Source organism: Microbacterium lushaniae (genome assembly GCF_008727775.1).
Lineage (GTDB): Bacteria > Actinomycetota > Actinomycetes > Actinomycetales > Microbacteriaceae > Microbacterium > Microbacterium lushaniae.
This window is the reverse complement of the sequence record NZ_CP044232.1, coordinates 1897258-1923537: the sequence shown is the minus strand read 5'-3', so window position 1 is coordinate 1923537 and position 26280 is coordinate 1897258. Positions and strand designations below refer to the sequence as shown.

Annotated in this window: 23 protein-coding genes, 2 tRNA genes and 1 other RNA gene; 14 read left to right on the top strand and 12 right to left on the bottom strand. The window is 69.6% G+C overall.

Translation table 11 applies throughout. The features are described 5' to 3' along the window. Nucleotides 1–26 precede the first annotated feature (26 nt). A complete protein-coding gene (locus F6J85_RS09075) occupies nt 27–1019 on the top strand; it encodes a DMT family transporter (protein WP_150920343.1) in 993 nt (330 codons plus the stop codon). Nucleotides 1020–1056: 37 nt separating this feature from the next. Next, nucleotides 1057–1130: transfer RNA gene (locus F6J85_RS09070), tRNA-Ile, on the top strand. A 660-nt stretch (nt 1131–1790) separates the two neighbouring features. Here F6J85_RS09070 and F6J85_RS09065 read toward each other — a convergent pair. Then, entirely contained in the window at nt 1791–3806 is a 2016-nt protein-coding gene (locus F6J85_RS09065) for a DUF262 domain-containing protein (RefSeq protein ID WP_150924712.1), read from the bottom strand. 215 nt (nt 3807–4021) lie between these two features. Here F6J85_RS09065 and F6J85_RS09060 point away from each other — a divergent pair, with 215 nt between their 5' ends. Continuing rightward, nucleotides 4022–4795, top strand: a complete 774-nt coding sequence (locus tag F6J85_RS09060; RefSeq protein ID WP_150920345.1) for a hypothetical protein — start codon at nt 4022–4024, stop codon at nt 4793–4795. Nucleotides 4796–4879: 84 nt separating this feature from the next. Here the strand turns inward: F6J85_RS09060 and F6J85_RS17685 are convergent, their stop codons facing one another. Both F6J85_RS17685 and F6J85_RS09055 read right to left on the bottom strand, forming a co-directional pair. Further along, the gene (locus tag F6J85_RS17685) at nt 4880–5026 is read right to left on the bottom strand and encodes a hypothetical protein (RefSeq protein WP_191906562.1); all 147 of its coding nucleotides are present in this window, start codon (nt 5024–5026) and stop codon (nt 4880–4882) included. After that, nucleotides 5023–5460 (bottom strand): Hsp20/alpha crystallin family protein, encoded by a 438-nt coding sequence (locus tag F6J85_RS09055; RefSeq protein WP_191906561.1) that lies wholly within the window; start codon nt 5458–5460, stop codon nt 5023–5025. Before F6J85_RS09055 ends, F6J85_RS17685 begins: the two co-directional genes overlap by 4 nt. Nucleotides 5461–5666: 206 nt before the next feature. On the opposite strand from F6J85_RS09055, the gene F6J85_RS09050 reads away from it, so the two are divergent. The 3 genes from F6J85_RS09050 to F6J85_RS09040 all read left to right on the top strand — a co-directional run bounded on the left by F6J85_RS09050 (nt 5667) and on the right by F6J85_RS09040 (nt 9969). Then, entirely contained in the window at nt 5667–8525 is a 2859-nt protein-coding gene (locus tag F6J85_RS09050) for a cation-translocating P-type ATPase (protein ID WP_150924710.1), read from the top strand. A gap of 248 nt (nt 8526–8773) precedes the next feature. Then, nucleotides 8774–9304 (top strand): DUF1269 domain-containing protein, encoded by a 531-nt coding sequence (locus F6J85_RS09045; protein WP_150924709.1) that lies wholly within the window; start codon nt 8774–8776, stop codon nt 9302–9304. 161 nt (nt 9305–9465) lie between these two features. After that, the gene (locus F6J85_RS09040) at nt 9466–9969 is read left to right on the top strand and encodes a DUF3145 domain-containing protein (RefSeq protein WP_150924708.1); all 504 of its coding nucleotides are present in this window, start codon (nt 9466–9468) and stop codon (nt 9967–9969) included. 134 nt (nt 9970–10103) lie between these two features. On the opposite strand, the gene F6J85_RS09035 is transcribed toward F6J85_RS09040, so the two are convergent. From F6J85_RS09035 to aceE, 6 genes are all read right to left on the bottom strand, one after another. Further along, complete coding sequence (locus F6J85_RS09035; RefSeq protein ID WP_150924707.1) at nt 10104–11342, bottom strand: beta-ketoacyl-[acyl-carrier-protein] synthase family protein; 1239 nt, start codon at nt 11340–11342, stop codon at nt 10104–10106. Nucleotides 11343–11389: 47 nt separating this feature from the next. Then, complete coding sequence (locus tag F6J85_RS09030) at nt 11390–11638, bottom strand: acyl carrier protein (protein ID WP_135066657.1); 249 nt, start codon at nt 11636–11638, stop codon at nt 11390–11392. A gap of 71 nt (nt 11639–11709) precedes the next feature. After that, nucleotides 11710–12711 carry a beta-ketoacyl-ACP synthase III gene (locus tag F6J85_RS09025; RefSeq protein ID WP_150924706.1) on the bottom strand — a complete coding sequence of 334 codons (1002 nt, stop codon included), beginning with the start codon at nt 12709–12711 and terminating at the stop codon, nt 11710–11712. Then, on the bottom strand, nt 12708–13628 hold the full coding sequence (locus tag F6J85_RS09020; protein ID WP_150924705.1) for an ACP S-malonyltransferase: 921 nt from the start codon (nt 13626–13628) through the stop codon (nt 12708–12710). Before F6J85_RS09020 ends, F6J85_RS09025 begins: the two co-directional genes overlap by 4 nt. An 82-nt stretch (nt 13629–13710) precedes the next feature. Then, on the bottom strand, nt 13711–14931 hold the full coding sequence (locus tag F6J85_RS09015; RefSeq protein ID WP_150924704.1) for a PucR family transcriptional regulator: 1221 nt from the start codon (nt 14929–14931) through the stop codon (nt 13711–13713). A gap of 7 nt (nt 14932–14938) precedes the next feature. Next, nucleotides 14939–17665 (bottom strand): pyruvate dehydrogenase (acetyl-transferring), homodimeric type, encoded by a 2727-nt coding sequence (gene aceE, locus F6J85_RS09010; RefSeq protein ID WP_150924703.1) that lies wholly within the window; start codon nt 17663–17665, stop codon nt 14939–14941. A 256-nt stretch (nt 17666–17921) separates the two neighbouring features. Between aceE and F6J85_RS09005 the strand changes: the two genes are divergently transcribed. Both F6J85_RS09005 and F6J85_RS09000 read left to right on the top strand, forming a co-directional pair. Then, a complete protein-coding gene (locus tag F6J85_RS09005) occupies nt 17922–18353 on the top strand; it encodes a hypothetical protein (RefSeq protein WP_150924702.1) in 432 nt (143 codons plus the stop codon). Beyond that, entirely contained in the window at nt 18350–18670 is a 321-nt protein-coding gene (locus tag F6J85_RS09000; protein ID WP_150924701.1) for a transcriptional regulator, read from the top strand. The genes F6J85_RS09005 and F6J85_RS09000 overlap by 4 nt, the downstream gene beginning before the upstream one ends. A 73-nt stretch (nt 18671–18743) precedes the next feature. On the opposite strand, the gene F6J85_RS08995 is transcribed toward F6J85_RS09000, so the two are convergent. After that, nucleotides 18744–18819 (bottom strand) — tRNA-Val (locus F6J85_RS08995). Between the two features lie 41 nt (nt 18820–18860). Further along, nucleotides 18861–20372: a deoxyguanosinetriphosphate triphosphohydrolase family protein gene (locus tag F6J85_RS08990; RefSeq protein ID WP_202980823.1), complete on the bottom strand. Its 1512-nt coding sequence runs from the start codon at nt 20370–20372 to the stop codon at nt 18861–18863. Nucleotides 20373–20526: 154 nt separating this feature from the next. Between F6J85_RS08990 and F6J85_RS08985 the strand changes: the two genes are divergently transcribed. The 4 genes from F6J85_RS08985 (at nt 20527) to rnpB (ending at nt 23803) form a co-directional block, all read left to right on the top strand. Then, nucleotides 20527–21258, top strand: coding sequence for a zinc ribbon domain-containing protein (locus tag F6J85_RS08985; protein ID WP_150924699.1), 732 nt, complete (start codon nt 20527–20529; stop codon nt 21256–21258). Then, nucleotides 21255–21695 (top strand): reverse transcriptase-like protein, encoded by a 441-nt coding sequence (locus F6J85_RS08980; RefSeq protein WP_191906560.1) that lies wholly within the window; start codon nt 21255–21257, stop codon nt 21693–21695. The genes F6J85_RS08985 and F6J85_RS08980 overlap by 4 nt, the downstream gene beginning before the upstream one ends. Next, nucleotides 21667–23394 (top strand): bifunctional 3'-5' exonuclease/DNA polymerase, encoded by a 1728-nt coding sequence (locus F6J85_RS08975; RefSeq protein WP_238706903.1) that lies wholly within the window; start codon nt 21667–21669, stop codon nt 23392–23394. The genes F6J85_RS08980 and F6J85_RS08975 overlap by 29 nt, the downstream gene beginning before the upstream one ends. A gap of 39 nt (nt 23395–23433) precedes the next feature. After that, an RNA gene (rnpB, locus tag F6J85_RS08970) (RNase P RNA component class A) lies at nt 23434–23803 on the top strand. Nucleotides 23804–23811: 8 nt separating this feature from the next. Here the strand turns inward: rnpB and ppgK are convergent. Beyond that, complete coding sequence (gene ppgK / locus F6J85_RS08965; protein ID WP_150924697.1) at nt 23812–24606, bottom strand: polyphosphate--glucose phosphotransferase; 795 nt, start codon at nt 24604–24606, stop codon at nt 23812–23814. Between the two features lie 93 nt (nt 24607–24699). On the opposite strand from ppgK, the gene F6J85_RS08960 reads away from it, so the two are divergent. After that, nucleotides 24700–24909 carry an SPOR domain-containing protein gene (locus F6J85_RS08960; RefSeq protein WP_150924696.1) on the top strand — a complete coding sequence of 70 codons (210 nt, stop codon included), beginning with the start codon at nt 24700–24702 and terminating at the stop codon, nt 24907–24909. A 20-nt stretch (nt 24910–24929) separates the two neighbouring features. Then, on the top strand, nt 24930–26270 hold the full coding sequence (locus tag F6J85_RS08955) for a glutamine synthetase family protein (protein ID WP_150924695.1): 1341 nt from the start codon (nt 24930–24932) through the stop codon (nt 26268–26270). Nucleotides 26271–26280: the final 10 nt, after the last annotated feature.

The window sequence follows — 26280 nt, the reverse complement described above, 5'->3', positions numbered from 1 at the left end:
GCGGCTTGGGCGGATAGTGTCGAGGGGTGATTGGCGTCGACCTCTCGCTGGGGGATGTCACCGACGAACTCGTCGGCATCTTCCGCGACCCCGGGATCCTGCTGGGGATCCCCTTGGCGTTGCTGGGTGCGGTGTTCATGTCGTTCGGTGCGCAGTACCAGCACCGCGGTGTCGCGAAGGTGGAGCGGCTCTCCGGCAAGGCGGGAACCTCCGGCCTGAACGGCGGGCAGCTGCTCGCGCTCCTGAGTCGCCCGTCATGGGTCGTGGGCACCGTCATGCTGGCGCTCGCGATCGCGTGTCAGCTGGGTGCGCTCTCGGTGGCTCCGCTGATCCTCGTGCAGCCGCTGGGGGCGGTGGCGCTGGTCGTCACGACGCTGCTGAACGCTCGCCTGTCAGGGCATAAGCCGACGCGGCAATCGATCATCGCGATCGGCGCGTGCATCGGCGGCATCCTGATCTTCGTCACGATCGCGGCCTTCTTCGCCACCGAGCACGAGGTCGGCACCAGCGAGCTGTTCATCATCCTCGCGATCCTCGCCGTGGTGATCGTGGTCTTCGCGGTGCTGTGGGTGTGGTTGCGCAAGCGGATGCGCGCGCTGTTCTACATCACCGCGGCCGGCGTCATCTACGGCTTCGTCGCCACCCTTGCCAAGGTCGTGATCAGCCGCATCCAGAGTGGCGACTTCGAGTGGCTCACGCTGCTGTGCGTCGTGGCCCTCCTGGCCGCCGTCGCCGTCGGGGCGTACTTCGTGCAGACGGCCTATTCGGTGGGCCCTCCCGACCTCGTCATCGCCGGCCTCACGGTCATCGACCCTCTCGTGGCGGTGCTCATCGGACTGCTCGTGCTCGGCGAGGCCTCGACCGCTCCCGTCTGGGCGCTGGTCGGATTCGCCGTCGCCGGCGCCGTGGCGATGTGGGGCGTCATCCAGCTCACGCGGCATCACCCGCAGATCGTGAGCGACTCCCAGGAACTGCCCATCCCGCGCAGCAGGGGCAGCAGGAAGCCGCGCACCGACTGATCGCGGAGGCGTCCCGGCCGGTAGGCTCGATGCGCAGGGGGCGGTGGCCAAGCTGGTCAAGGCAGCGGGCTCATAACCCGACGATCGTGGGTTCAAGTCCCACCCGCCCTACAGATCGCCACCGCGTGGCGCTGGTGCGGCGCGTGGCCCCAGGGCCGTGCGTACGCGCGGCGCTGGTGCGGCGCACGGCGGTGCGTACGCGCGTCGCGTCGCCCGGGACCGGTCGCTCCCGTTCGCCCCACGGTCGTCCCGAACTCCTCAATGGCGGCGCCGAACCGGCGCACGAGGGCCGGGTTCGGGACGATCCGGCTCGTATTTGAGGAGTTTGGGACGCCGGCGGTTGGCTGGTGCCCTAGGCGGGCTGTAGGGGGCGCGTGGAGCCTGGCTGGTGGTCGGAGCGGCGCGGGTGCGGGCGCGCCCTCCCGAACTCCTCAAAATCAGCGCGCAGGGTCGGCCAGAGGTCGGATCGAGGCGGATCCGGCTCGGATTTGAGGAGTTCGGGAACCGGCGCGGTGGATCGCGACGGCTCAAGTGGCATACGCACGCGGGTGCGTTTTGCGTGTGAGCGCGCCGGGACCGCGGCGGAACCGGCGGCGATGGCCAGCGACCGTCTCGTTCGCGGGCAGGATCGCCGAGCGTGCATACGCAGCAGATGCCCGAACTCCTCAAATGCGGGCGGTTGCAGGTGACAAGGGGCCCGATCCGGGCGGATCCGACTCGGATTTGAGGAGTTCGGGAACTGGCGCCGTGCGTGGTGCGGCGGGCACGTGGTCAGGGCATCGCGTTGCCGATGTAGGAGTACTTCACGAAGACCTCCGACGCGAACCCGGCTTCTTCGAGCACACCCTGCACGGCGGCGAGCATGTAGCGGGAATCCCACCCCATGTAGAGGAAGTGGCTGTCATCGAGGTCGTCCCATTGGCCGTTCCACGACTGCGCGTCGTACACCGGTCCGCCGCGACGGGCGCTGAAGGCGACGACCGACTCGCGTGAGTCCGCCCACAGGCGCTTGAAGATGCGGTTGAAGAGGTGCTTGACGTCGTAGACCTCCCAGTGCTCGCCCCGGTACTCGACGTAGTCCCACTCCCGCTGCCACCCGCGCGGCCATCCGCGGCGCTTCTTGGCGTCGAGGATGGGGGTGAGGTCGTCGTCGTCGATGGCCACCACGGGCGGCTTGGCCCACAGCCGCAGGAACCGCTCGCTCAACGCGGCGGATCGGGCGGAGATCGCGGCAGTGCCCCACCCGGCGACGTCTCCGAGTTCGGTCGACAGCTCGATCGCGCTGCGGATGTACGCGGCATCCCGCTTGTCGGGGAAGGACCGATCTGCGGCCCGCTCTGCCAGCCCCTCCTCGAGCAGGGTCAGGTTCCCGAGGGTCTTCGCGAGCGCCCGGTGACTGTTCTGCTCGTCCTCGCTGTACTCCGACCACGCTCGCACCCCGTCGCCCGACCAGGCGTCACCCGGCGCGAGCGGGAAGATGTATTCGACCTCGAGGTCGGCGGGATTGTCCAGACCGCTGAGGCGGCTGAGGACATACGCCGGATGCGGCAGATCGCTGTACTTCAGACCCACTCGAACCCGCTCGTCCGACGGGGTGATGCGGGAGATCGCCCGCTCCAGCGCGTCGCCGCCGTCCGCCCGCGCGCGGCACAGGCGCGCCACGAGCCGGTCGTTGGTCAGGCCCGAGACCGTCCGCCGCAGCAGCAGCGACTGCACGTAGCCGATCGTCCGCAGAAGGTCGGACGTGGGGAGGGTGCCCGCCTGGTGCTCGCCGTACGCCTGCATGACGAGTGGATACATGCCGCGCCCGAACACGTTGAGGTACTGCAGTTCGCGCGCGACGTCGGGATCGGCGGCGTGTGCGGGTTCCAGCAGCACGCGGTAGATCTCGGAGTACGCCTTCCACTCCGCCGCCGCGGCGCGCAGATTCGTCCGGTCCAGGCGCGGGAACTCGGCCCGGAACGCGTCGTACACACCCCGCTCGCCGACCGTCGTGACTTCGCGTCCCGTGCGCATGACGAGGTAGTGCCGCCAGAACGCAGCGATCGAATCGCCCGTGTTCTGCTCGATCGGGAGCCAGTACTCGTCCTCGATCTCGGTCTGCTCCGCGTGGGTGAGCCCCATGAGCACGTAGTTGTGGATGAGCTCGTGATCGCGCAGCGGCTCCCCGGTGGAGTTGAGGCTCTCGAAGATCTGCTGCGCGTTCGCGCCGGCTCCCAGGGTGATCGCGACGTGCTCGAGTTTCTGCAGTCCGCGCCAGATGCGCGGCGCCTCATCCAGGCTCACCTGGCTGCGGAAGAAGGAGTAGTTGTCGTTGAAGCGCGACTCCCGATCGCCGCCCTCTTCGAGCCGGTCAAGGACCACGGCTTCGAACAGGTCGGCCCAGGCGCGATGCGGGCGGAGTTTCGTCCGGGTGGGGTCGGCGGCCCGCACGAGAACACGCTCGAGGTCGCCTGCGAGCGCCGGGTCGGTGGCGCGAACGGTGTGGTGCAGGGCGGCGATGAGGAGCATCAGCGTTGTGATGCGCTGCTGCCCGTCGATCAGCACGAGCTCGGGAGATCCGTTGGCCCGGTCGCTGTTCGCGGCGGAGAGGATGGAGCCGATGAAGTGCATCGTGCGCTCATCGGCGTCGGCGACGGCGCGGATGTCGGCGAGCAGCTGCTCGCATCCGCCGATGTCCCACCGGTACTGCCGCTGGTAGACCGGGACGACGATGTTCGTGCCGGGGGAGGAGAGCCAGCCGATGGTGTTGACCGCGTTCGCATCGACATTCGTGGCGCTGACCATGACCCGTTCCGACCTCCACTCGCACGAATGGGCCGCGTGTCGTCCGGATCGGCGCACGGAAGCCCACGCGAGTCTAACCGAGGGGGCCTGAACGAACGGGGAGGGCGATTTTCCCCGGCTCGCCTCCCCGAGCCCTCGCAGAGGCCGCAGGTAGGCTTGCCTTACCAGGGCCTGGAAAAACGTACTGGCCCCCTACGGAAGGCATGACTCACCTCATGGGTTACATCAAGTCCGCCGCTCTCGAAGAGACCGGCTACGTCGTCCTCGACCGCTACAACCAGGAACTCGACCCCAAGGAGTGGCTCGACCTGGAGTACGTCGACTGGAAGTCCTCCGGCGACACGCGATTCGCCCCGCTGGCCTCGAAGGACGGCGAGATCGAGTGCGGCGGTTTCTGGAGCGGCAAGACGCCCCGCACCGACAAGGACGGCATCTGGATCCCCTCGCAGGTCGAGAAGGCGCCGAACCTCGTCCGCCGCGCGCAGGAGCCGGGCGCGAACGTCGGTCGTTGCCGCATCATCGAGCTGCAGCCGAACACCTACGCCGACTGCCTCTACAACCTGCACCAGGACGACAACAACCGCCTGAACCCGGATGGCACGGGCTGGGTCGTCCGCGGGTTCTTCAACCTCACCGACGACAAGGACAGCTTCTTCGTCCTGCGCGACAACCGCACCGACCCGAGCGTGGAGTACCGCATCGCACTGCCCGCCGGCGCGCAGCTGATCGTCGACACGCAGCGCCTGTGGCACGCCGCGACCCACCCGGGCAAGGACCCCCGCTACTGCCTCATCACGTCGTGGACGTCCGGTCCGGAGCTGGACGCGTACATCGAGAAGTACAACGGCCGCACGCACGTGCCGAACTACGAGGTATCGCAGGAGTACCTCGAGGCCGGACAGGCGGAGCAGACCCGTCGCCTCGCCGCGCGTGCCGCCGCTCTCGCGGCCCGCGGTCAGGCGGACCAGACCGTCATGAGCGAGGCCTGACCCCGTCTCACCGAGAATCGACGAGGGGCGTTCCGACTGGATCGGGGCGCCCCTCGTCGTTCCCGCCGGTGAGGGCGGGGCGGGTCAGCGCGGGGACGGCGCGCCGGATGCGGTGGCCGCGGCGATGAGAGCCGTCACGTCGAGCGGTTCGGTGGGGGGCAGGTCGACGTCGCTGGAGGTGACCTCGCGCACACGGGCTGTGTGCTGACGACCGGGGGCGAGGTCGGTCATGACGAGTTCTTCTCGTCGCCGCCGCCGATGGCGATGCTCCGGGGTGCTGCACCACCGCTGAGCGGGATGGTGACTTTGAGCACCCCCTTCGTGAACTTCGCGGTGATGTCGCCCTCCTCCGCCTGCTCGGGGAGGACGATGCTCCGGTAGAAGCTGCTGCTGCTCTCCCGGATGACGTACTTCTTGTCCTTGTCCTCTTCCTTCTCGCGCCGCTCGGCCGAGATGACGAGAGCACCGCGGTCGACCGTGACCGTGACGTCCTTCTCGTCGAAGTTCGGGAGGTGCGCTTCCACGATGAGCGCCTTGTCGCCTTCGGTGTAGATGTCGGTGGTCGGAACCTTGCCACGCACGTCGGGGAGGAGGTCGTTCATGACGCTCCGGCGGAGCGCATCGAGCCCGGTGAAGGGGTCGAATCGAACCAGATTGCGGGCCATTGTTGCGTCCTTTCGCCGAAGCGCGCCGTGTGGCGAGCTGCCGTGGTGCTGCCGGGGCAGCACGGCCACACTCACGCACATCGAGAGGGGCGGGTAGTGCCATTGGTCCTGCCGGCGGGTGGCCCTCGCGCGCGGCCTGCTGACGCGCCCGGCCAGGCCGCCGGCCGACCCTTGCGGGCGCTGTGCGGCCACCTGAGGATGGGGGCATGGCCCGCCCTCCGGAAGCCGCGTCATCGCCGTACGGCGTCCCCGACCCGGTCCGCACGGATGCGGCGGCCATCGCGCGCGCCCTGGATGTCGATCCCGATCACGGCCTCTCGGCGGCAGAGGCCGCACGACGCCTGGCCGAGGTGGGACCGAACGAACTGCGCAGCGCGGAGCGCAACCCGCTGTGGCGGCGCATCCTGGTGCAACTCGCCGACCCCCTGACACTGCTTCTTCTGGCCGCCGTGGTCATCTCGGTGATCGCGTGGATCCTGGAAGGGGCCCATGGACTGCCCATCGACGCGATCGTGATCCTCGTGATCATCCTCGTGAACGTGGCGCTGAGCATCATCCAGGAGGCACGGGCTGAGGATGCGGTGGCTGCGCTGTCTGTCATGACGAGAACGCGCTCGACGGTGCTCCGCGACGCGCAGAAGATCACCGTGCCCAGCGCGGAGCTCGTCCCCGGTGACATCCTGGTCCTCGCGGAGGGCGACGAGGTCGGAGCCGACGGTCGCCTCCTCAGCGCCAACTCCCTGCGCATCGCCGAGGCATCCCTCACGGGTGAGAGCGAAGCGGTCGAGAAGCGGCCCGACACCCTCCGTGGGCCCGGATCGATCCCGCTCGGCGACCGCGCCGACATGGTCTACAAGGGCACCGCTGTCAACCGGGGCACGGGCAGGGCGATCGTGACGGCGACGGGGATGTCGACGGAGATGGGCGCGATCGCGACCATGCTCGATCGGACGGTGCAGGACGCCACGCCGCTGCAGAACGAGGTCAACCACATCGGCAAGCTGCTCGGGCGGATCGTGGTCGTCATCGCGATCGTGGTGATGATCACGGTCGCGCTGATCCAGGGCCTCGACACAGCGGCCGATTTCGTGCAGGTGCTGCTTCTGGGGGTGTCCCTCGCCGTCGCGGCGGTGCCCGAGGGGCTGCCCGCGGTCCTCTCGGTGGTCCTCGCCCTCGGCGTGCAGCGCATGGCCAAGCGCAATGCGGTGGTCAAGAAGCTCTCCAGCGTGGAGACCCTCGGATCGGCATCGGCCATCTGCACGGACAAGACCGGAACGCTCACGACCAACCAGATGACGATCCAGCGGGTGCTGACCGCTTCGGGGGCGGTCGAGATCGAGGGAGTGGGCTACGCGCCGGTGGGACGGGTCATCGGCGCCGGAGGGGACCCTCCCGTCGGCGACCTGCAGCGGGAGGCTCAGCTCGCGCTGGCTGCCGGCGCTCTCGCCAACGACGCGCAGCTGACCGAAGACGCCGGGAGCTGGACGATCCAGGGTGACCCCACGGAGGCGGCCTTCCTCGTGGCGGCGCGCAAACTCGAGGGCACGGGGGAGTTCGTCTCGCGTTTCGATCGGGTGGGGGAGGTGCCCTTCAGCTCGGAGCGCAAGATGATGTCCACCGCCGATCGCAACAGCGACGGCGCGGTGGTGATCTTCAGCAAGGGGGCGCCGGACGTGCTGCTGGAGCGCTGCACGCACGTTCAGGTCGGTGCATCCGTCGTGCCTCTGGATGCGGCGCACCGGGACCGCGCCCTCGCCGACGTGGACAACCTGTCGCAAGCGGCCTACCGCACGCTCGGGGTGGCCTACCGCATCGCACCCGAGCTGAAAGCCGATGGGGACGCCGTCGAGATCGACGACGCGCACGAACGGGATCTGGTCTACGTCGGGGTGGTCGGGATCATCGATCCGCCACGGCCGGAGGTGCGTCCCGCGATAGCCGAGGCCCATGCGGCGGGCATCCGCGTCATCATGATCACCGGCGATCATCCCGTCACGGCGGCGCGGATCGCGCGCGACCTGGGCATCATCTCCGGCGGGGAGGAGGCGTTGCCGGGAGCGCGGCTGGACCGCATGGACGACGCCGAACTGCGGGAGGCGGCGCGCGCCTATTCGGTGTTCGCGCGCGTCGCGCCCGAACACAAGCTCCGCATCGTCGACGCCCTCCAGGACGACGGCTACATCGTTGCGATGACCGGCGATGGCGTGAACGACGCACCCGCGCTCAAATCCGCCGACATCGGGATCGCGATGGGGATCACCGGCACCGAGGTGACGAAGGAAGCGGCGAACATGGTGCTCGCCGACGACAACTTCGCCACCATCGTCGAGGCCGTGCGCGAGGGCCGGGTGATCTTCGACAACATCCGGAAGTTCCTGCGCTACCTGCTGTACTCGAACATGGGCGAGGTGCTCACCGTCTTCTTCGGCATCGTGTTCGCCGGGGCGCTGGGCCTGACCGGCGCCACCGAGGGAGAGCTCGTGCTGCCGCTCCTGGCCACGCAGATCCTGTGGATCAACCTCGTCACCGATTCCGGCCCCGCACTCGCCATGGGCGTCGACCCCGAGATCGACGATGTCATGGAGCGTGCCCCGCGCGGACCCCACGACCGCGCCATCGACGGCGGCATGTGGATCGGGATCGTCGTGACCGGCCTCGTCATCTCGATCGTGACCCTGCTGACGATGGACGTCTTCCTGCCGGGTGGTCTGGTTCCCGGCGGCACCGACACCCTCGATGTGGCGCGCACAGCCGGGTTCACCACGCTCGTCTTCGCGGCGCTGATCACCGCCTTCACGGCTCGGTCGGCGGAATCCAGCGCAGCGCGCGGGCTGTTCTCGAATCCGTGGCTGTGGGGCGCGGTGACACTGGCGGTCGTCCTGCAGGTGGCCGTCGTGTCACTGCCGCCGCTCCAGGCCGCCTTCGGCACCGCGACGCTGCCGTTCGGTCACTGGATCGTGTGCCTGGGCATGGCGTCGGTCGTGCTGTGGGTGGAGGAGGCCCGGAAGCTGTTCGTGCGGGTGCGGGCGCGCCGCAGGGAGCTCGCGCGCGTCGCGGCGGGGTGACCGGGAGGAACGCCGAGCGGCGCCGCTCGCGGCGGCGCCGCGCGGATGGAGGGGCCACGCGGGTCGAGGGGATCACCCGGGTCGAGGGGATCACGTGGGTCGAGGAGCGGATGCTCCCGCGGCATCCTCCATCTGCCGGATCTCCTCGAAATCGGTGCCCCACGCACGCCGACGGCGTCAGGACCTAGTGCTCTGGCCACGCTCCTGCGCCCGGCGGACAGTGAGTCCAACGGAAAGGACTGCCCCCCATGACAGACCCCAACTACTCCCTGCTCGTCGCGGCGTACGACGACGAGTCGTCGGCGCAGGGCGACTTCACGGAGATGAAGCGGGCGGACGACCTCAACGTCGTCGCAGCCGTGGTGCTCTCGCGTGATGCCGAAGGCAAGGTGCATGTGAAGGAGCACGGCGGCCGAGTGGTCGTGTACGGAACGACGATCGGCGCCGTCGCCGGTCTCGTGATCGGGCTCTTCGCTCCGCCCCTGCTGCTCACCGGCGTGATCGGAGCGGTCGTCGGAGCCGGCGTCGGCGCCGGTGCGGGTGAGCTCATCCAGCGCCATGAGGAGAAGCAGATCGGCGTGGATGCGGACGAGTGGCTGCCGGTGGGATCCTCGGCCATCGTGGCCGTCGTCGACGACGTCTACCTGGACCGCGTCGACAGGGCCTTCGAGAAGGCGAGCAAGCACATCGCCAGGGCGATCGACAAGGGCGACTACGACGCCGTCGTGAAGGCGGTCAACAAGGGCGACGAGAAGATCGTCGAAGCTCTGAACTCCTGAACGCACGCCCGACCCGTCGACGCGCGGGAAAGACGCATAGGCGGGTCGGGCGAACGTGCTTGTCATTTCCCTCGTCAGCGGGCGATAATGGCGGCAGCACAACTGAACACGCCGGTTTCGGTCAGGTCGTAGGGGAAGACGCACCTGACGAAGGAGAGACCATGGCGAGCACGTCTTCGCGCGGAGTGATTCTGATTCACTCGGCGCCGCGCGCGTTGTGCCCCCACCTCGAGTGGGCCGTCGGCCGTTCGCTCGGCCGGGCCGTCAATTTCGAGTGGGTGGATCAGCCCGTGCTGACTGGAGCACGCAGGGCGGAGTTCTATTGGGAGGGCCCGGTGGGCACCGGTGCCGCACTCGCGACCGCCATCCGCGGCTGGGAGCACCTCCGCTTCGAGGTCACGGAAGACCCCACTCCCCGCAGCGACGGCGGACGCTGGATGCACACGCCGGGTCTGGGCATCCACTACGCGCAGACCGATGCGGCCGGCAATGTCGTGATCGGCGAAGACCGCCTGCGCTATGCGATGGAAGTCTCCGCAGGCGACGCGCATGAGCTCCGCCGTGAACTCGAGGTCGCCCTCGGGGCGGCGTGGGACGAGGAGCTGGAACCGTTCCGGCACGCGAGCGACGACGCTGCCGTGGTGTGGCTGCACAAGGTGGGATGACCCGCAGACCTCGGGCGCGGCGACGCGTGGGTACCGGAGGCCGGTGAGCACTCCCGGCGGCTGGGACACCGTGCGCTCGCCCGATACATGACGAAGACCCCGTGCCACGAGCACGGGGTCTTCGTCATGCAGGGTCACACCGAGGCGAAGGCCACCACCGCGTTGTGCCCGCCGAACCCGAAGGAGTTGCTGATGGCTAGGTGGTCTCCCGCGCCGAGCTGCGTGGGCTCGCCGGAGATGCGGAACGGCACGTCGGGGTCCTGCTCGGTGAGGTTGATGGTGGGGGGCGCCACCCGATCGCGCAGCGCGAGCACCGTGAAGATCGCCTCGAGCGCGCCGGTCCCGCCCAGCAGATGTCCGGTCGAGGCCTTCGTCGCGGAGACGGGGATGTCGTCGACGCGAGCGCCGAACACGGCGCGCAGCGCCTGGTACTCGTTCGGGTCGCCCACGGGCGTGGAGGTCGCGTGCGCGTTGATGTGCGTGACGTCATCCGGCGACGCCCCGGCCATCTCCAGCGCCTGCCGCACGGCGCGGGCCGCGCCGTGGCCCTCCGGGTCGTTGGCGGTGATGTGGTGCGAGTCGGCGGTCACGCCTCCGCCGACGAGGGCGCCGTAGATCTTGGCGCCGCGGGCGCGGGCGTGCTCCTCGGTTTCGAGGATGAGCACGGCGGCCCCCTCTGCCATCACGAAGCCGTCGCGGTCGATGCTGGCCGGTCGCGAAGCCGTCTCGGGGCTGTCGTTGCGCTTGGACAACGCCTGCATGGAGGCGAAGGCGGCGAGGGTGATCGGATGGATCGCCGACTCGGTGCCGCCGGCGATCACCACGTCGGCGAGGCCGTCGCGCAGGTGTGAGAGGGCGTTGACGAGCGACTCCGTGCTCGACGCGCACGCGCTTGCCACGGTGCGCGCATAGGCACGCGCACCGAAGTGGAGCGAGAGGTTGCCCGCGGCGGCGTTGGGCATGAGCATCGGCACCGTCATCGGCATGACGCGGCGCGGACCCTTCTCGCGGAGGGTGTCCCACGCGTCCAGCAGCGTCCACACGCCGCCGATGCCGGTGGCGAAGTCGACGCCGAGGCGGTCGGGGTCGACGTCTGGGCTGCCCGCATCCGCCCATGCCTCCATCGCCGCGACCATGGCGAACTGGGAGGCGGGATCGAGGCGCTTGGCCACTGGCCGCTGCAGGACCGTGTCGGGGCGCACCTTGGCCTCGGCGGCGAAGGTGACCGGAAGCTGATACTCCTGGACCCAGTCGTGCTCCAGGCTGCGGGCGCCGGATTCGCCCGCCAGGAGGGCGGACCAGCTCTCCGGCGCGGTGCCGCCGATGGGGCTGGACGCGCCGATGCCGGTGACGACGATGCGAGTGGTGCTCATAGGGCTCCTCAGGGAACCGGTGGGGGCGAACCCCCACCGGCAAGCGATTACGCCTGGTTCGTGGTGATGTAGGTGACGGCGTCACCCACGGTCTTGAGGTTCTTGACCTCGTCGTCGGGGATGGTGACGCCGAACTTCTCCTCGGCGTTCACCACGATCGTCATCATCGAGATCGAGTCGATGTCGAGGTCGTCCGTGAACGACTTCTCCAGCGCGACCTCGTCGGCCGAGATGCCGGTCTCATCGGTGATGAGCTCGGCCAGTCCGGCGAGGACCTCTTCGTTGGTGAATGCCATGGGTTTCTCCTGTTCTTGGGGTTCGCGGGCCCCGGAGGGCCTTGTTCAGTCTAGAGTCCGCGCCGCGGCGGCTAAGGGAGCACGACCACCTGCGCGCCGTACACCAGTCCCGCTCCGAACCCGATCTGCAGTGCCAGACCGCCGCTGACTTCGGGGTGCTCCTCGAGGAGCCGGTGCGTGGCCAGGGGGATGGATGCGGCCGACGTGTTGCCGGTGGTGGCGATGTCTCGGCCGATCACGACGGTGTCGGGGAGTCCGAGCTGCTTGGCGAACTCGTCGATGATGCGCATGTTGGCCTGGTGCGGGACGAACGCCGACAGGTCGGATGCCTCCACCCCGGCGGCCTCCAGGGCCTGCCGCGCGACCTTCACCATCTCCCACACCGCCCAGCGGAACACCGTGGGGCCTTCCTGACGCAGCGTCGGCCACGGCGCGCGCCCCTCCCGGAACTCCTGAAGGGTGTGGTTCATGCCGACCGCATCCGACTTCGAGCCGTCGGAGCCCCAGATGGTCGGACCGATGCCGGGGGTGTCGCTCGGGCCGATCACGACGGCGCCGGCGCCGTCGCCGAGGAGGAAGGAGATGCTGCGATCGGTGGGATCGACGATGTCGCTGAGTTTCTCGGCGCCCACGACCACGGCGTGGCGGACGACGCCCCCACGCACGAGTGCGTCGGCCTGCGCGACGCCGTACGCGAAGCCGGCGCATGCGGCGTTGACGTCGTAGGCGGCGGCCGGATTCGCGCCGATCCGGTCGGCGACGATGGCCGAGACCGACGGCGTCTGCTTCGGGTTCGTCACGGTGGCCACGATGACGGCGTCGATGTCGGATGCGGGGATGCCCGAGTGCTCTACCGCCTCGGCGGCGGCGGCCGTGGCCAGTTCGATCGCGGTCGTGCCGGCGCCTGCTCGCACACGGGTGATGATGCCGGTGCGCTGGCGGATCCACTCGTCGCTGGAATCGATCGGGCCGACGAGGTCGTCGTTGGGCACCACGTTCTCGCCGCGCGCGGCGCCGTAGGCGTAGATCCTCGTGTGGGCGGGGCCTTGCGCCTGCCTGAGAGCGGCGGTCATGCGGTGTGTCCCTTCAGGAGCGCGACGGCGGCGGGAATGTCGTCCGGCGTCTTGACGGCGACGGTGGGCGTGCCGCGCAGTCCTCGCTTGACCAGCCCCGTCAGGGTACCGGCGGGGGCGAGTTCGACGACGCCGGTGACGCCGCGCGTTCCGAACGATTCCATGCACAGATCCCAGCGCACGGGTGAGGCGACCTGCGAAACGAGCAGGTCCAGAGCCGCACGGCCATCGGTGACCACCGATCCGTCGGCGTTGGTCCAGAGTGTGAGAGCGGGATCGGCCGGGGCGATCTCAGCAGTCGCCGTACGAAGCACCTCGACCGCCGGCTGCATGTACCGGGTGTGGAATGCACCGGCGACCTGCAGCGGGATCACTCGGCTGCCGGGCACCGGGTTGTCGGCGAGGTCGGCCAGCGCCGGCAGGCTTCCGGCCGCCACGATCTGGCCGCCGCCGTTGTGGTTGGCGGCGGTGAGGCCGAGACCCTCCAGGTGCGCGAGCACCGCGCCGGAGTCGCCGCCGATCACAGCACTCATGCCGGTCTGCTCCAGCGCAGCGGCATCCGCCATCGCCCGTCCGCGGAGCCCCACCAGCCGCATCCCCTCGGCCTCGGAGAGCACGCCGGCCGCGACGAGCGCGGCGATCTCGCCGACGGAATGGCCGGCGACGCCGTCGGCTGAGCTCCCCGCCTCTTCGACCAGCGCCGCCCACGACAGCAGGCTCGCCGCGACGATGAGCGGCTGGGCGATCTTGGTGTCGCGGATGCGGTCCGCGTCCCATTGCGTGCCCGCGGCGATGAGGTCGACGTCCGCGGCCTCCGAGGCACGCTCGAGGCGCTCACGCGCTCCGTCGAGGGCGAGCCACGGGGAGAGGAACCCGGGGGTCTGCGAACCCTGTCCGGGGAAGACGGCGATGATCACCGTTCCATCCTGTCAAGGAAGTGGGGGACGGTTTCGGAGATCGTCGGACAAGTATCGGCGAGACCTTTGTGGGCACTCCACATCATTGCGGTGTCCTTCTGAGCGTCGTGGGGCGGCGGCGCGTCGCATCCGTACCGATCGCGCCGAGGATGAGAGCCGTCTGCAGGATGAGCGCTTCCCGCGGGCCGGTCGCATCCCATCCGATGACCTCCGACACGCGCTTTAGGCGGTAGCGCACGGTGTTCGGGTGCACGAACAGCTCGCGGGCGGTCGCCTCGAGGGAACGGCCGTTGTCGAGGTAGCTCCACAGGGTGGACACGAGATCGGTGCTGTGGGTGTGCAGCGGGCGGTAGATGCGCTCGACGAGGGTCTGCTTGGCGAGAGGGTCGCCGGCCAGGGCTCGTTCGGGGAGCAGGTCGTCCGCCTCGACGGGGCGCGGGGCGCCGCGCCACGCACGTGCCACCGCGAATCCTGCGAGCGCCGCGCGGGCGCTCTGTCCGGCGTCGACGAGGGCGGGGACGGTGGGGCCCAGGACGAGGTGGCCGGTGCCGAATCCGGGCTCAAGGCGCCGGGTGATCTCGACGAACGGGAGCTCGGGGGTGGTGTCGTCGTTGCGGGCCGGCTGCGCGCGCCCCACCACGAGGACCAGCCGTGTGCCCTGCACGCCGATCAGCACGTCTACGCCGAGCTTGCGGGCGGTGCGACGCAGTTGATCGACATCGAGCTGCGGGGGAGTGGTGCCCACGAGCACGGCGACCTCTCCGTGACCGTGCCAGCCCAGCGCCGCGATGCGGCTGGGCAGCTCCTCGTCGGCCTCGCCGGTGAGGATCGAATCCACCACGAGTGCTTCCAGACGTGCGTCCCACAGGCCCCGGGCCTCCGCCGCTCGCGCGTAGACGTCGGCGGCGGCGAAGGCGACTTCACGCGAGTACAGCAGGATCGCGTCGCGGACGTCGTCGCTGCGGCCGGTGACGCGCTCCTCCGTCACTTCCACCGTCGCGCGGATGAGCTGCAGCGTCTGCTGCAGGCTCACGCTGCGCAGCAGTTCCCGCGGCGCGACAGCGAAGATGTCGGCCGCGATCCACGGCGTGGACGTGGGGTCGTCGTACCACTGGATGAACGAGGTGATGCCCGCCTGCGCCACCAAGCCCACCGCTGAGCGGCGGGCCGGTGGCATCTCGGCGTACCAGGGGAGGGAGTCGTCGAGGCGCTTGATGGTCGCCGTCGCCAGATCCCCCGAGATCCGGCGCAGCCACGCCAGCGTCTCGGCTTTCTCGGCGGGCTTGGTCTTACCCGCGGTCATCGGTGGATCAGCTCTCCCCGCCGGCGTTTCCGCTCGTGCCGGCCGTCACATCGTGCAGACGGTACTTCTCGATCGCCTGCACCGACAGCTGCGGATCCACCGCGCCTTCGGCAGCGAGCGCCTGCAGTGTGCGCACAACGATCGACGGGCCGTCGATCTTGAAGAAGCGCCGCGCTGCCGGGCGGGTGTCGGAGAATCCGAAGCCGTCGGCGCCGAGCGTGTGGTAGTTGTGCTGCACCCAGGGGCGGATCTGCTCCTGCACGGCGTGCTCGAAGTCGCTGACGGCCACGACGGGACCGGGCGCGCCGGCGAGCTTCTCGGTGACGTACGCCGTCCGTGGCGCGTCCTCGGGGTGGAGGAAATTGTGCGAGTCCGCGGCGAGCCCGTCGCGACGCAACTCGTTCCAGGACGTCACCGACCACACGTCCGCGGCCACGCCCCAGTCGTCCTTGAGCAGCTGCTGCGCCTCCAGCGCCCACGGCACCCCCACGCCGGAGGCGAGGACCTGCGCGCGGGGGCCTTCGCCCGAACCCGGGGAGATGCGGTGGAGGCCCCGGACGATCCCATCGACGTCCACGCCCTCGGGCTCCGCCGGCTGCACGATCGGCTCGTTGTACACCGTGAGGTAGTACATGACGTTCGGGTCGGGGTGGTTGCCGCCGTACATCCGCTCGATGCCCGAGCGGACGATGTGAGCGATCTCGTACCCGTACGCCGGGTCGTAGGTGATCACGGCCGGGTTCGTCGAGGCCAGCAGCGGGGAGTGGCCGTCGGCGTGCTGAAGTCCTTCGCCGGTGAGGGTGGTGCGTCCGGCCGTGGCGCCGATGAGGAAGCCACGCGCCATCTGGTCGCCCGCCGCCCACAGGGCGTCGCCGGTGCGCTGGAAACCGAACATCGAGTAGAAGACGTACACCGGGATGAGCGGCTCACCATGAGTCGAGTACGCCGTCCCGGTGCCGGTGAACGCCGCGAGGGCGCCGGCTTCGTTGATGCCGACGTGGATGATCTGGCCCTGCGGGCTCTCCTTGTACGCCAGGAGCAGCTCACGGTCGACGGAGGTGTAGTGCTGACCGTTCGGGTTGTAGATCTTCGCGGTCGGGAAGTACGCGTCCATCCCGAAGGTGCGGGCCTCGTCGGGGATGATCGGGACGATCCGGTGCCCGAAGTCCTTGGCGCGGAGGAGGTCCTTGAGCAGGCGCACGAACGCCATGGTCGTGGCGACCTCCTGCGTTCCCGAGCCCTTCTTGGGCAGGGCGTAGGCGTCGTCTCCAGGCAGCGACAGCCCCACGTGGTGCGTGCGACGCTCGGGCAGGAACCCGCCGAGGTCGCGGCGGCGCTCGAGCAGGTACTGGATCGTCTCGTCCTGCGCGCCGGGGTTGTAGTACGGCGGGAGGTAGGGGTTCTCCTCGAGCTTGGCGTCGCTGATCGGGATGTGCATCGCGTCGCGGAAGAGCTTGAGGTCGTCGAGGGTCATCTTCTTCATCTGGTGGGTCGCGTTGCGGCCCTCGAAGTGCGGACCCAGGCCGTAGCCCTTGATGGTCTTGGCGATGATCACGGTCGGCTGGCCCTTGTGCTCGACGGCCGCCTTGAAGGCCGCGTACACCTTGCGGTAGTCGTGACCACCGCGTTTGAGGTTCCAGATCTGCTCGTCGGAGTAGTCCTTCACGAGCGCGGCGGCGCGCTCGTCGCGCCCGAAGAAGTGCTCGCGCACGTAGGCGCCGCTCTCGGCCTTGTAGGTCTGGTAGTCGCCGTCGGGGGTGGCGTTCATGAGGTTCAGCAGCGCACCGTCGGTGTCGCGCTTGAGCAGGTCGTCCCACTCGCGGCCCCACACCACCTTGATGACGTTCCAGCCGGCGCCGCGGAAGAAGCTCTCCAGCTCCTGGATGATCTTGCCGTTTCCGCGGACCGGGCCGTCCAGGCGCTGCAGGTTCGCGTTGATGACGAAGGTCAGGTTGTCCAGGCCTTCGTTGGCGGCGACCTGGAGCTGACCGCGGCTTTCGACCTCATCCATCTCGCCGTCGCCGAGGAAGGCCCACACGTGCGACTCGCCGGCGTCCTTGATGCCACGGTTGGTGAGGTACTTGTTGGTCATCGCCTGGTAGATGGCGTTGATCGGCCCGAGCCCCATCGAGACGGTGGGGAACTGCCAGAACTCCGGCATGAGGCGCGGGTGCGGGTAGGAGGGGATGCCGTTGGGTGCGGCCGACTTCTCCTGGCGGAACCCGTCGAGCTGGGCCTCGGTGAGGCGTCCCTCCAGGAATGCGCGGGCGTAGGTGCCGGGGGAGGCGTGGCCCTGGATGAAGATCTGGTCGCCGCCGGAGGGGTGGTCGTGGCCGCGGAAGAAGTGGTTGAAGCCGACCTCGTAGAGAGCCGCCGACGAGGCGTAGGTGGAGATGTGGCCGCCCACGCCGATGCCGGGGCGCTGCGCGCGGTGCACGGTGATCGCGGCGTTCCACCGGACCCACGCGCGGTAGCGGCGCTCGATCTCCTCGTCGCCGGGGAACTCCGGCTCGTTCTCGGGGGCGATCGTGTTGATGTAGTCGGTGGTGGGCACCATGGGCACGCCCAGGTGCAGGTCCTTGGACGCCTTGAGGAGGCTCAGCATGATCTCCCGGCCGCGTCCGTGGCCCTTGGCCTGCACGAGCTGCTGGAGGGATTCCTGCCATTCAGCGGTCTCGTCGGGATCGCTGTCGAGCGGTCCCTGCGAGTACGGATCCTGATCGTGAACAGTCACGGAAGACCTTTCTTCGGCTGGCAGATCGTGCCAGGCAATCGCCAATGGTGCGCACGAAGCGTTGTCCGCTCTGTACAACGCGCACCTCGACCAGCCTAGCGAGTCAGCAGCGCGGCCGGACCCCCGGAGGACGCGCGGTAAGGACCTCAGGATGCTGTCCGTTCCCTCCTGGCGGGGGCCCACTCCTCGCTCCCGCCGCGGGGATCATCGGGAAAAATGATTTCCAAATCGGAAAGCATTTGTTATCGTTTCCGTTATGGAAACTACCGCTGCCATTCCGGATCCTGGTGAAGCCGCCGCGAGCCTCGACGCCATCGCCGACGCTCAGACCGCGGTGCGAGACCGCCCCTGGCCGATCTGGCTGTATGTGATCAACGCCCTGCTCCTGGGAGGGGTGGCCATCGCAGGACTGGTCGACTCATCGACGATCGGGGCTCTCGTGGTGGGGGCGCTGGCGGTCGCACTGGTCGCCCTCAACTACTGGGCCGGACGACGAATGGGGGCGCCGTTCGCAGTTCCCACCAGTCGCGGGTTCCTCCTGCTCGTTGCCGTCGCGAGCGTGTTCGTGCTCGGCTCGTTGCTCGCCCGCTTGGCAGACTTCGACTGGGGCATCATCGCGTGCGCGGTCGGGGCGACGTCCTGCTACAGCATCGGCGCGGTCCTGCACTTCCGGAGCACGCGCCGATGAGTGGACAGCTCGACGCGGTGATCCACCCGATGCACCGGCTGAAGGTGTGCGCCATGCTCGAGACCGCGGGGAGCGTCGAGATGTCCGTCATCCGCGACGCGGTGGGCTTGAGCGCGTCTGCGCTGAGTAAGCAGGTCAGCGCACTCGTGGAGGCGGGATACGTCCGTCAGGAACGATCGCGCGGCGATTCGCGGCGCATCTGGCTGTCGCTGACCGAAGACGGCAGGAACGCCTACCGAGGCCACGTTCAGGCACTGCGCGAGATCGTCGCCGCACAGGGCAGCTCCGCAGATGAGGGTTCTCCCCAGCGGCTATGACCGTCGGGCAGAGACGGGCGGGCCGCATCGCAGTCGGAGAACGTGAGCGCCCGGGGACGGTGCGCCGATGTGGTGGTGGGCCCTGCCGGGATCGAACCGACGACATCCACGGTGTAAACGTGGCGCTCTACCAGCTGAGCTAAAGGCCCTCGCCGTCCAGTCTAGGGCGGCGAGCAGTCTCCGCCCGAGGTCAGAGGCCCTGCCCCACGGACCACAGCCGGTCGGCCCGCCCGGAGATGGCCTCCGAGAACGTGAACGCCTGCGCGTCGGTGAGGGATGCGACATAGTCGAGCACCCCGCGGGCCTGGGCCAGCCGGTCGCGCTCGTCCGCGGTGCGGGGGGAGCGGCCGCTGCGACGGAACGGCTCGTATCCGTCCCGCGCGAGCTCGATGAGTTCCTGCAGCCGGCGGGGGACGCGGTCGCGATCGTGTTCGTCTTCGAGCCAGGCCATCAGAGCATGCACGGAGCGGCTCAGGATGCGGCTGAGCCCGCGCTGGTGGATCGCGAGGTCGGGGCGGCTGAGGACGAAGTGCTTGTGCACGAACTTCAGCACCTCGACGTGGTGCCACGCCGTGGTCGACAGGCGGATCGGCCCCGAGCGCGGGTCATCCGCCGAGGTCGGCGCCGCGGAGGCCTGGAGCGCGCGGATCCACCGGTCCGTGAAGGTGGCGAGTTGCCGTTCGGCGGTCAGCGACCCGTCGAACGGACGCGCCAGCAGGTCGTCCACGAGCTCCTCGTGCACGGTCGAGACCGCGTCGTGGAAGGCGTCGTCGTCGGCCACCCACGCGTCGTCGCGGCGCATCTTGCGGCGGAGCCTCTCGATGGCCGCACCGCGCTCGGTCTCCGCGCGCACCTCGTCGTCGTCGCGCCCGCGCCACTGGGCGGCCGCCTCCAGCCATCCGTCGAACTCCGCCGCGATCGGTGCGTGGTTGAGGATCCCCGCGCGATAGAAGTCGTCGACGTCGTGGACGGAGTACGCGATGTCGTCGGCGATGTCCATCACCGCCCCTTCCACCGACTGCCGGAAGGGTGCGATCCCCAGCTGGGTGCGCGCCTGCTCGAGGTCGGCCCCGTCGATCTCGTAGGCGGAGTACTTGAAGACGTGCAGCCCCCGCTCCGCCGTCCGCCGCATGCCGCGGGGTGCACCACGCTCGCCCAGCTGCTCGCTGTTGACCGCGGGCGTCCACGGGTATTTCGCCGTCGCCACCCGCACGGCCGACGTGAGGTTGAGGCCTGTGGGCACGTGCTCGGTGACGTCCAGTGCGGTCAGGATGCGGTAGGTCTGCGCGTTGCCCTCGAACCCGTCGGTGAGACCGAGCTCTTCGCGCGCGACCCGGTTGAGCACCGACTCCCCGAGGTGACCGAACGGAGGATGCCCGAGGTCGTGCGCGTGGGCTGCGCACTCCACGACGGTCTCGTTGCAGACCTCAGGTCCTCCGGAGCGCTGGGAGCGATCGTTCAGATGACGGGCGACGGCGCGCGCGATGGCGCTCACCTTGAGGGTGTGGGTGAGGCGGTTGTGCACGGGAGCGCCGGAGATGGACGGCGAAACCACCTGGGTCACGGCCGACAGCCGGGAGAAGTACGGGGAGAACTGGATGCGCTGCAGGTCCAGCCCGAACGGATCGCCGACCTGACGGCCGTGCTCCGGATGCACCCGTGCCGTGCCCCCCTCTTCCGTGACGGTCGGTTCGTCTTCCACAGAGTTCCTCTCGCTTACCCGGCAGTGCTCCGCCCGCAGTGTAGCCACGGCATCCGCCCCCTCCGGCCCCCTTGCGCCCGGCGCGGGCGCCCGGCAATCGCTCTCGCGCCGATCGGCGGGGGTGGCCGTCGCCCCCCGGCGGTAGGTTGGGAGCGTGAACGCCGACCCCGCCGACCAGCGCAAACTGCTCGATCTCGCCGAACTCGACGGGCGCATCAAACGCCTGCGTGCCGCCAAGGCCAATCCGCCGCAGGCCGCGCGGGTGCAGGAGCTGCTCGCCCAGCGCACGACGCAGACCCACGAGCTGACGCGCCTGATCGGCCTCCGTGACGATCTGCTTGCCGAGCTGGCGCGGATCGAGGCGGATGTGGCCGTCGTCGACGCGCGCGCAGAGCGCGACGCCCAGCGGCTGGCCACGAGCGCCAACGCGAAGGAGGCGCAGAGCCTCGAGAACGAGCTCGCCTCGCTCGCGCGGCGCAAGTCCGACCTCGAAGACGGCGAACTGTCCGTCATGGAAAGGCTCGAGACGGCCGACAGCGAGGTCGCAGCTCACGAGGCGCTCATCGCCGCGACCAACGACGAAGGCGCGCGCCTCAGCGCCGAGGCCAAGACCGCCGTCGCCGACGCCACTCGCGATCTGGAGGCCGCCGAGCGCGACCGCGCGGCGATCGCCGCGGCCATGGCCGCCGACCTCGTCGCGATGTACGACCGCATCTCCGCACGCGGGCCCGGCGCCGGGCTGCTGCGCCGGGGCACGTGCGAGGCGTGCATGATGGTGCTCTCCGGCACGGACATGAGCGCGGTGCGCCAGGCTGCCTCCGACGCGGTGATCACGTGCCCGGAGTGCGGAGCGATCCTGGTCCGCACCGACGAATCCGGTCTGTGACCACGCTCGTCGTCGAGGCGGACGGCGGATCCCGCGGCAACCCGGGGATCGCCGCCGGAGGCGCGGTCGTGATGGACCCCGACGGCCACGTCGTGACGGAGCTCGGCGTGTACGTCGGGGTCGCCAGCAACAACGTCGCCGAGTACAACGGGCTGCTGGCCGGGCTGTCGGCGGCGTTCGAGCGCGATCCCGAGGCCACGGTGCACGTGCGGATGGACTCCAAGCTCGTCGTCGAGCAGATGACGGGGCGCTGGAAGGTGAAGCATCCCGACATGCGGGCGCTCGTGGAGCAGGCGAACACGCTCATCGCCGGTCGCCCCGTGACCTATGAGTGGGTGCCGCGCCTGTCGAACGCGCGGGCAGACAAAGCCGCGAACGAGGCGATGGACCGCCGCGAGAGCTTCCGCCGTGACCTCGACCCGCGTGGACAGCGCTGACCGCGTCTGGACCGTTCTCGGTCGAGCCGACGGCCGCGTCATCGCAGTCGACCTGGATGCCGAGGGCCGTGAGCGCGCGCGCATCGAGCTGACTCCGGCCGCGCTGCCGCGGTGGCTGGCCGAGCGCGAGGCGGCGGACGCGCCGCGGTGGGTGTGGCACGACACGCCGGGGTGGTACGACGCCCTGCTGGCCGACGGCATCCGGGTGACCAAAGCGCATGACCTGCGCCTCGTGCACGCGATCCTCCGTGACGCCGTGGCGGTGACGGAGGATGCCGGCTTGCGCGCCGCCCGCGGATGGGACGCGCCGGCGGTCGTGCCCGGCGGCGAGGCAGCACTGTTCGACCTGGGTGAGCATGCAGCCGGGCCGCCCGATGACATCTCCTCGGCCCTGGCCGAGTTGACACGGCAGCGGCAGGCGCTGGCCCGCTCCCGCACGCCGGGCGCCCTGCGGCTGCTGGCGGCGGCGGAGTCGGCGGGAGCCCTGCTGGCGTGCGAGATGCGAGCGGCAGGCCTGCCATGGGATGAGTCGGCCCACGATGCGATCCTCCGCGACGCGCTGGGGGAGCGGGAGGGCGGCGCACTCCCCGCCCGGATCCAGCAGCGGGCAGCGGACGTGCGCGCAGCCCTCGGCGATCCGGCGGTCAGCCTCGATTCCCACCCGAAGCTGCTGCGGGCGCTCCACCGCGCCGGCGTGCTGGTGGATTCCACCAGCCGGTGGGAACTGGAGCGGCACGAGCATCCGGTGATCGCGCCCCTGGTGGAGTACAAGCGCCTCATGCGGCTGTACACGGCGAACGGCTGGGCGTGGCTTTCGGAGTGGGTGCGCGACGGGCGCTTCCGGCCCGTCTATGTTCCCGGCGGGGTCGTCACGGGCCGGTGGGCGTCCTCGGGCGGAGGCGCGCTGCAGATCCCGCGCCAGCTGCGCGCGGCCGTGCGCGCCGACCCGGGATGGTGCCTGGTCATCGCCGATGTCGCGCAGCTCGAACCACGGATCCTGGCCGCAATGGCACGCGACACCGCGCTGGCCGAGGCTGCGCGAGGCCGTGACCTGTACGAGGGGATCGTGGCGCAGGGCGCCTTGCCGACACGCGCCGAGGCGAAGGTGGCCCTGCTGGGCGCCATGTACGGCGCGACCACCGGAGACAGCGGCCGCCTCGTCCCTCGCCTGCGCCGCGCGTTCCCGCACGCCATGCGGCTGGTCGACGAGGCGGCGCGCACGGGTGAGGACGGCGGCACCGTCTCGACGTGGCTCGGGCGCACCTCCCCGCGCCCGGATGCCGCGTGGTCGGCGTCGCAGTCCCAGGCCAGCGATGCCGAAGCCGCAGAAACCGACCGCACGCGGGCTCGCCGGTCGGCCCGCGACAGGGGGCGGTTCACCCGCAACTTCGTCGTGCAGGGGACCGCCGCGGAGTGGGCGCTCGCGTGGCTGGCCGATCTGCGGCTGCGCCTTGCGGCTCTTCCCGACGTTGCGGAGGATGACGCCGCGCCACGCTCGGGCTCGGCCTTCGCGCGGCGACCGCACCTGGCGTTCTATCTGCACGACGAGATCATCGTGCACGCCCCGCTGTCCTACGCCGATGCGGTGGCCGCGTGCGTGCGGGAATCCGCCGCATCCGCGGGGCGCCTGCTTTTCGGCGACTTCCCGGTGGACTTCCCGCTCGACCTGTCGATCGTGGAGACCGCAGGCGCGAAGTGACGGCTGTCAGCGCCCCGACGGCTAAACTCGGGGTGCGAATGGGTCGGCTGGACGGTCGCGTCGCGTGCGGTTCGCCGCATCGCGCCGAGGAACGTCCGGGCTCCACAGGGCAGGGCGGTGGGTAACACCCACCCGGAGTGATCCGCGAGACAGTGCCACAGAGAGCAGACCGCCCCGGTTCCGACCGGGGTAAGGGTGAAAGGGTGGTGTAAGAGACCACCGGGATCGTGGTGACACGATCCGCACGGCAAACCTCGCCCGGAGCAAGGTCAGACAGGGGATGTTGACGCGGCCCGCCGAGTCCCCGGGTAGACCGCTGGAGCGGCACGGCAACGTGTCGCCGAGAGAGATGACCGTCCACGGAGCTTCGGCTCCCGGACAGAACCCGGCGTACAGGCCGGCCCATTCGCCCTCTCGCTACTCGGTGACCGCCGGGACGGCCCCCGGCACCGCGAGGCCGAGGGCGGCGGCGCCGATGATGCCGGCGTTGTTGCGGTGCACGGCCGGGACGATGGGCGTCTTCAGATCGAGCAGGTGCAGGAACTCCGACGCGTGCTTGGACACGCCGCCGCCGACGATGAACAGGTCGGGGCTGAAGAGGAACTCGACGTAGTCGTAGTACCACTGCAGGCGCTCCGCCCACTGCTCCCACGACAGGCTCTCCCGCTCCATCGCGGAGTAAGCGGCGTAGCCCTCGGCGTCGCGCTTGTGGTTGGCGCGCTGAAGGTGACCGAGCTCGGTGTTGGGCACGAGCACGCCGTTGTAGATCATCGCCGACCCGATGCCCGTGCCGAGGGTCGTCAGGAGCACGAGTCCGTCGACGCCCTTCGCCGCGCCGTAGCGCACCTCGGCGATGCCGGCCACGTCGGCGTCGTTGGCGAAGTGGATGTCGCGGCCCAGGCCGTCTTCGAAGAATTTCTCGGCCTCGAAACCGATCCATTTGTCCGACACGTTGGCCGCCGACAGCGTGCGGCCGTTCTTCACGATCGCGGGGAACGCGACGCCCAGGGCGACGTCATGGTCGTCGGCGACGCCGAGCCGGTCCAGGACGGTCCGCACCGCGGTCAGGACATCGTCGGGCTCCGCCCCGCGCGGGGTCGGGACCTTCATCCGGTCGCTGAGAAGCTCACCCGCCTCGAGGTCCACGATGCCCGCCTTGATGCCGGTTCCGCCGATGTCCACTCCGACCGCACGAGTCGCCTTCGATGCCATGGGCCCAGCCTATCCAGCGGGCACGTGCAGGTCAGTAGGATCGACGGAGGTGCCCGGACCGATCCGGGGCGCACGCGAACGCAGGGAGTCAGGGTGAGCACCGAAGGCGAGAAGTACTGGTACAACCTCTCCACCGGCGAGGTCGAGCGTGGGTATGCGTCTCCGGCGATCGACCGGGCAGGACCGTTCGACACGGCCGAGGAGGCCGCCCGCGCACCCGAGCTGTTCAAGGAGCGTTCGCGCGCATGGGCCGACGACGAGGCGCGCGAGGACAACTGGGGCGCGGAAGGCTCCCGGAACTGAACCGGGAACGAGGGGGAAGTATGGACAAGCAGCGGGACTTCGTACTGCGCACGATCGAGGAGCGCGGCGTGAAGTTCGTGCGCCTCTGGTTCACGGACGTCATCGGCACGCTCAAATCCGTCGCGATCGCGCCGGCGGAGGTCGAGGGCGCCTTCGGTGAGGGGCTCGGCTTCGACGGGTCGGCGATCGAGGGCCTGACCCGCTCATACGAATCGGACCTGCTCGCCCACCCCGATCCCACGACGTTCCAGATCCTGCCATGGCGGGGCGAGATCGACCCGACGGCCCGGATGTTCTGCGACATCACCACGCCCGACGGGGCTCCCGCCGTCGCCGATCCCCGGCACGTCCTCAAGCGCACGCTCGCGAAGGCCGCCGATGCCGGCTTCACGTTCTACACGCACCCCGAGATCGAGTTCTATCTGCTCAAGTCCTCGGCGCTCGGGGTGGACGGACGCCCCGTGCCGGTGGACTCCGCCGGATACTTCGACAACGTGCCCGGCGGCACAGCGCACGATTTCCGCCGCCGGTCGGTGCGGATGCTGGAAGACCTCGGCATCTCGGTGGAATACAGCCACCACGAAGGCGGGCCCGGGCAGAACGAGATCGACCTGCGCTACGCCGACGCTCTCACCACCGCCGACAACATCATGACCTTCCGCACCGTGATCAAAGAGGTCGCGATCGAGCAGGGCGTGTACGCGACGTTCATGCCCAAGCCGATCAGCGGACAGCCCGGCAGCGGCATGCACACGCACATGTCGCTGTTCGAAGGCGACATGAACGCCTTCTACGAGGAGGGCGCTCAGTACCAGCTCTCGCGTGTCGGGCGGCAGTTCATCGCAGGGCTCCTGCGTCACGCGAACGAGATCTCGGCTGTGACGAACCAGTTCGTCAACTCCTACAAGCGGCTGTGGGGCGGCGACGAGGCCCCCAGCTTCATCTGCTGGGGGCACAACAACCGTTCCGCGCTCGTGCGCGTGCCGCTGTACAAGCCGAACAAGGGGCAGTCCTCGCGCGTCGAGTACCGCGCGCTGGATTCTGCCGCGAACCCCTACCTCGCCTACGCGCTCATGCTGTCGGCGGGTCTGAAGGGCATCCAGGAGGAGTACGAGCTCCCCGCGGAGGCGGAAGACAACGTCTGGTCGCTCAGCGACGCGGAGCGGCGCGCACTCGGCTATGCGCCGCTGCCGCAGAGCCTCGACCACGCGCTGGGGTACATGGAGGAATCCGAACTGGTCGCAGAGACGCTCGGTGAGCAGGTGTTCAACTACGTGCTGCTGAACAAGCGTCGCGAGTGGCAGCAGTACCGCTCGCAGGTGACGCCGTTCGAGTTGCACAGCAACCTCGAGATGCTCTGAGCCCAACCGC

Coding starts and splice junctions, on each gene's coding strand:
- F6J85_RS09015 (WP_150924704.1), bottom strand. CDS start 14,931: ATGACCGCGGGTAAGACCAAGCCCGCCGAGAAAGCCGAGACGCTGGCG.
- F6J85_RS09005 (WP_150924702.1), top strand. CDS start 17,922: ATGGAAACTACCGCTGCCATTCCGGATCCTGGTGAAGCCGCCGCGAGC.
- F6J85_RS09050 (WP_150924710.1), top strand. CDS start 5,667: ATGGCCCGCCCTCCGGAAGCCGCGTCATCGCCGTACGGCGTCCCCGAC.
- F6J85_RS09030 (WP_135066657.1), bottom strand. CDS start 11,638: ATGGCATTCACCAACGAAGAGGTCCTCGCCGGACTGGCCGAGCTCATC.
- F6J85_RS09065 (WP_150924712.1), bottom strand. CDS start 3,806: ATGGTCAGCGCCACGAATGTCGATGCGAACGCGGTCAACACCATCGGC.
- F6J85_RS09040 (WP_150924708.1), top strand. CDS start 9,466: ATGGCGAGCACGTCTTCGCGCGGAGTGATTCTGATTCACTCGGCGCCG.
- F6J85_RS09000 (WP_150924701.1), top strand. CDS start 18,350: ATGAGTGGACAGCTCGACGCGGTGATCCACCCGATGCACCGGCTGAAG.
- F6J85_RS09025 (WP_150924706.1), bottom strand. CDS start 12,711: ATGACCGCCGCTCTCAGGCAGGCGCAAGGCCCCGCCCACACGAGGATC.
- F6J85_RS08955 (WP_150924695.1), top strand. CDS start 24,930: ATGGACAAGCAGCGGGACTTCGTACTGCGCACGATCGAGGAGCGCGGC.
- F6J85_RS09055 (WP_191906561.1), bottom strand. CDS start 5,460: ATGGCCCGCAATCTGGTTCGATTCGACCCCTTCACCGGGCTCGATGCG.
- F6J85_RS09035 (WP_150924707.1), bottom strand. CDS start 11,342: ATGAGCACCACTCGCATCGTCGTCACCGGCATCGGCGCGTCCAGCCCC.
- F6J85_RS09060 (WP_150920345.1), top strand. CDS start 4,022: ATGGGTTACATCAAGTCCGCCGCTCTCGAAGAGACCGGCTACGTCGTC.
- F6J85_RS09045 (WP_150924709.1), top strand. CDS start 8,774: ATGACAGACCCCAACTACTCCCTGCTCGTCGCGGCGTACGACGACGAG.
- F6J85_RS17685 (WP_191906562.1), bottom strand. CDS start 5,026: ATGACCGACCTCGCCCCCGGTCGTCAGCACACAGCCCGTGTGCGCGAG.
- ppgK (WP_150924697.1), bottom strand. CDS start 24,606: ATGGCATCGAAGGCGACTCGTGCGGTCGGAGTGGACATCGGCGGAACC.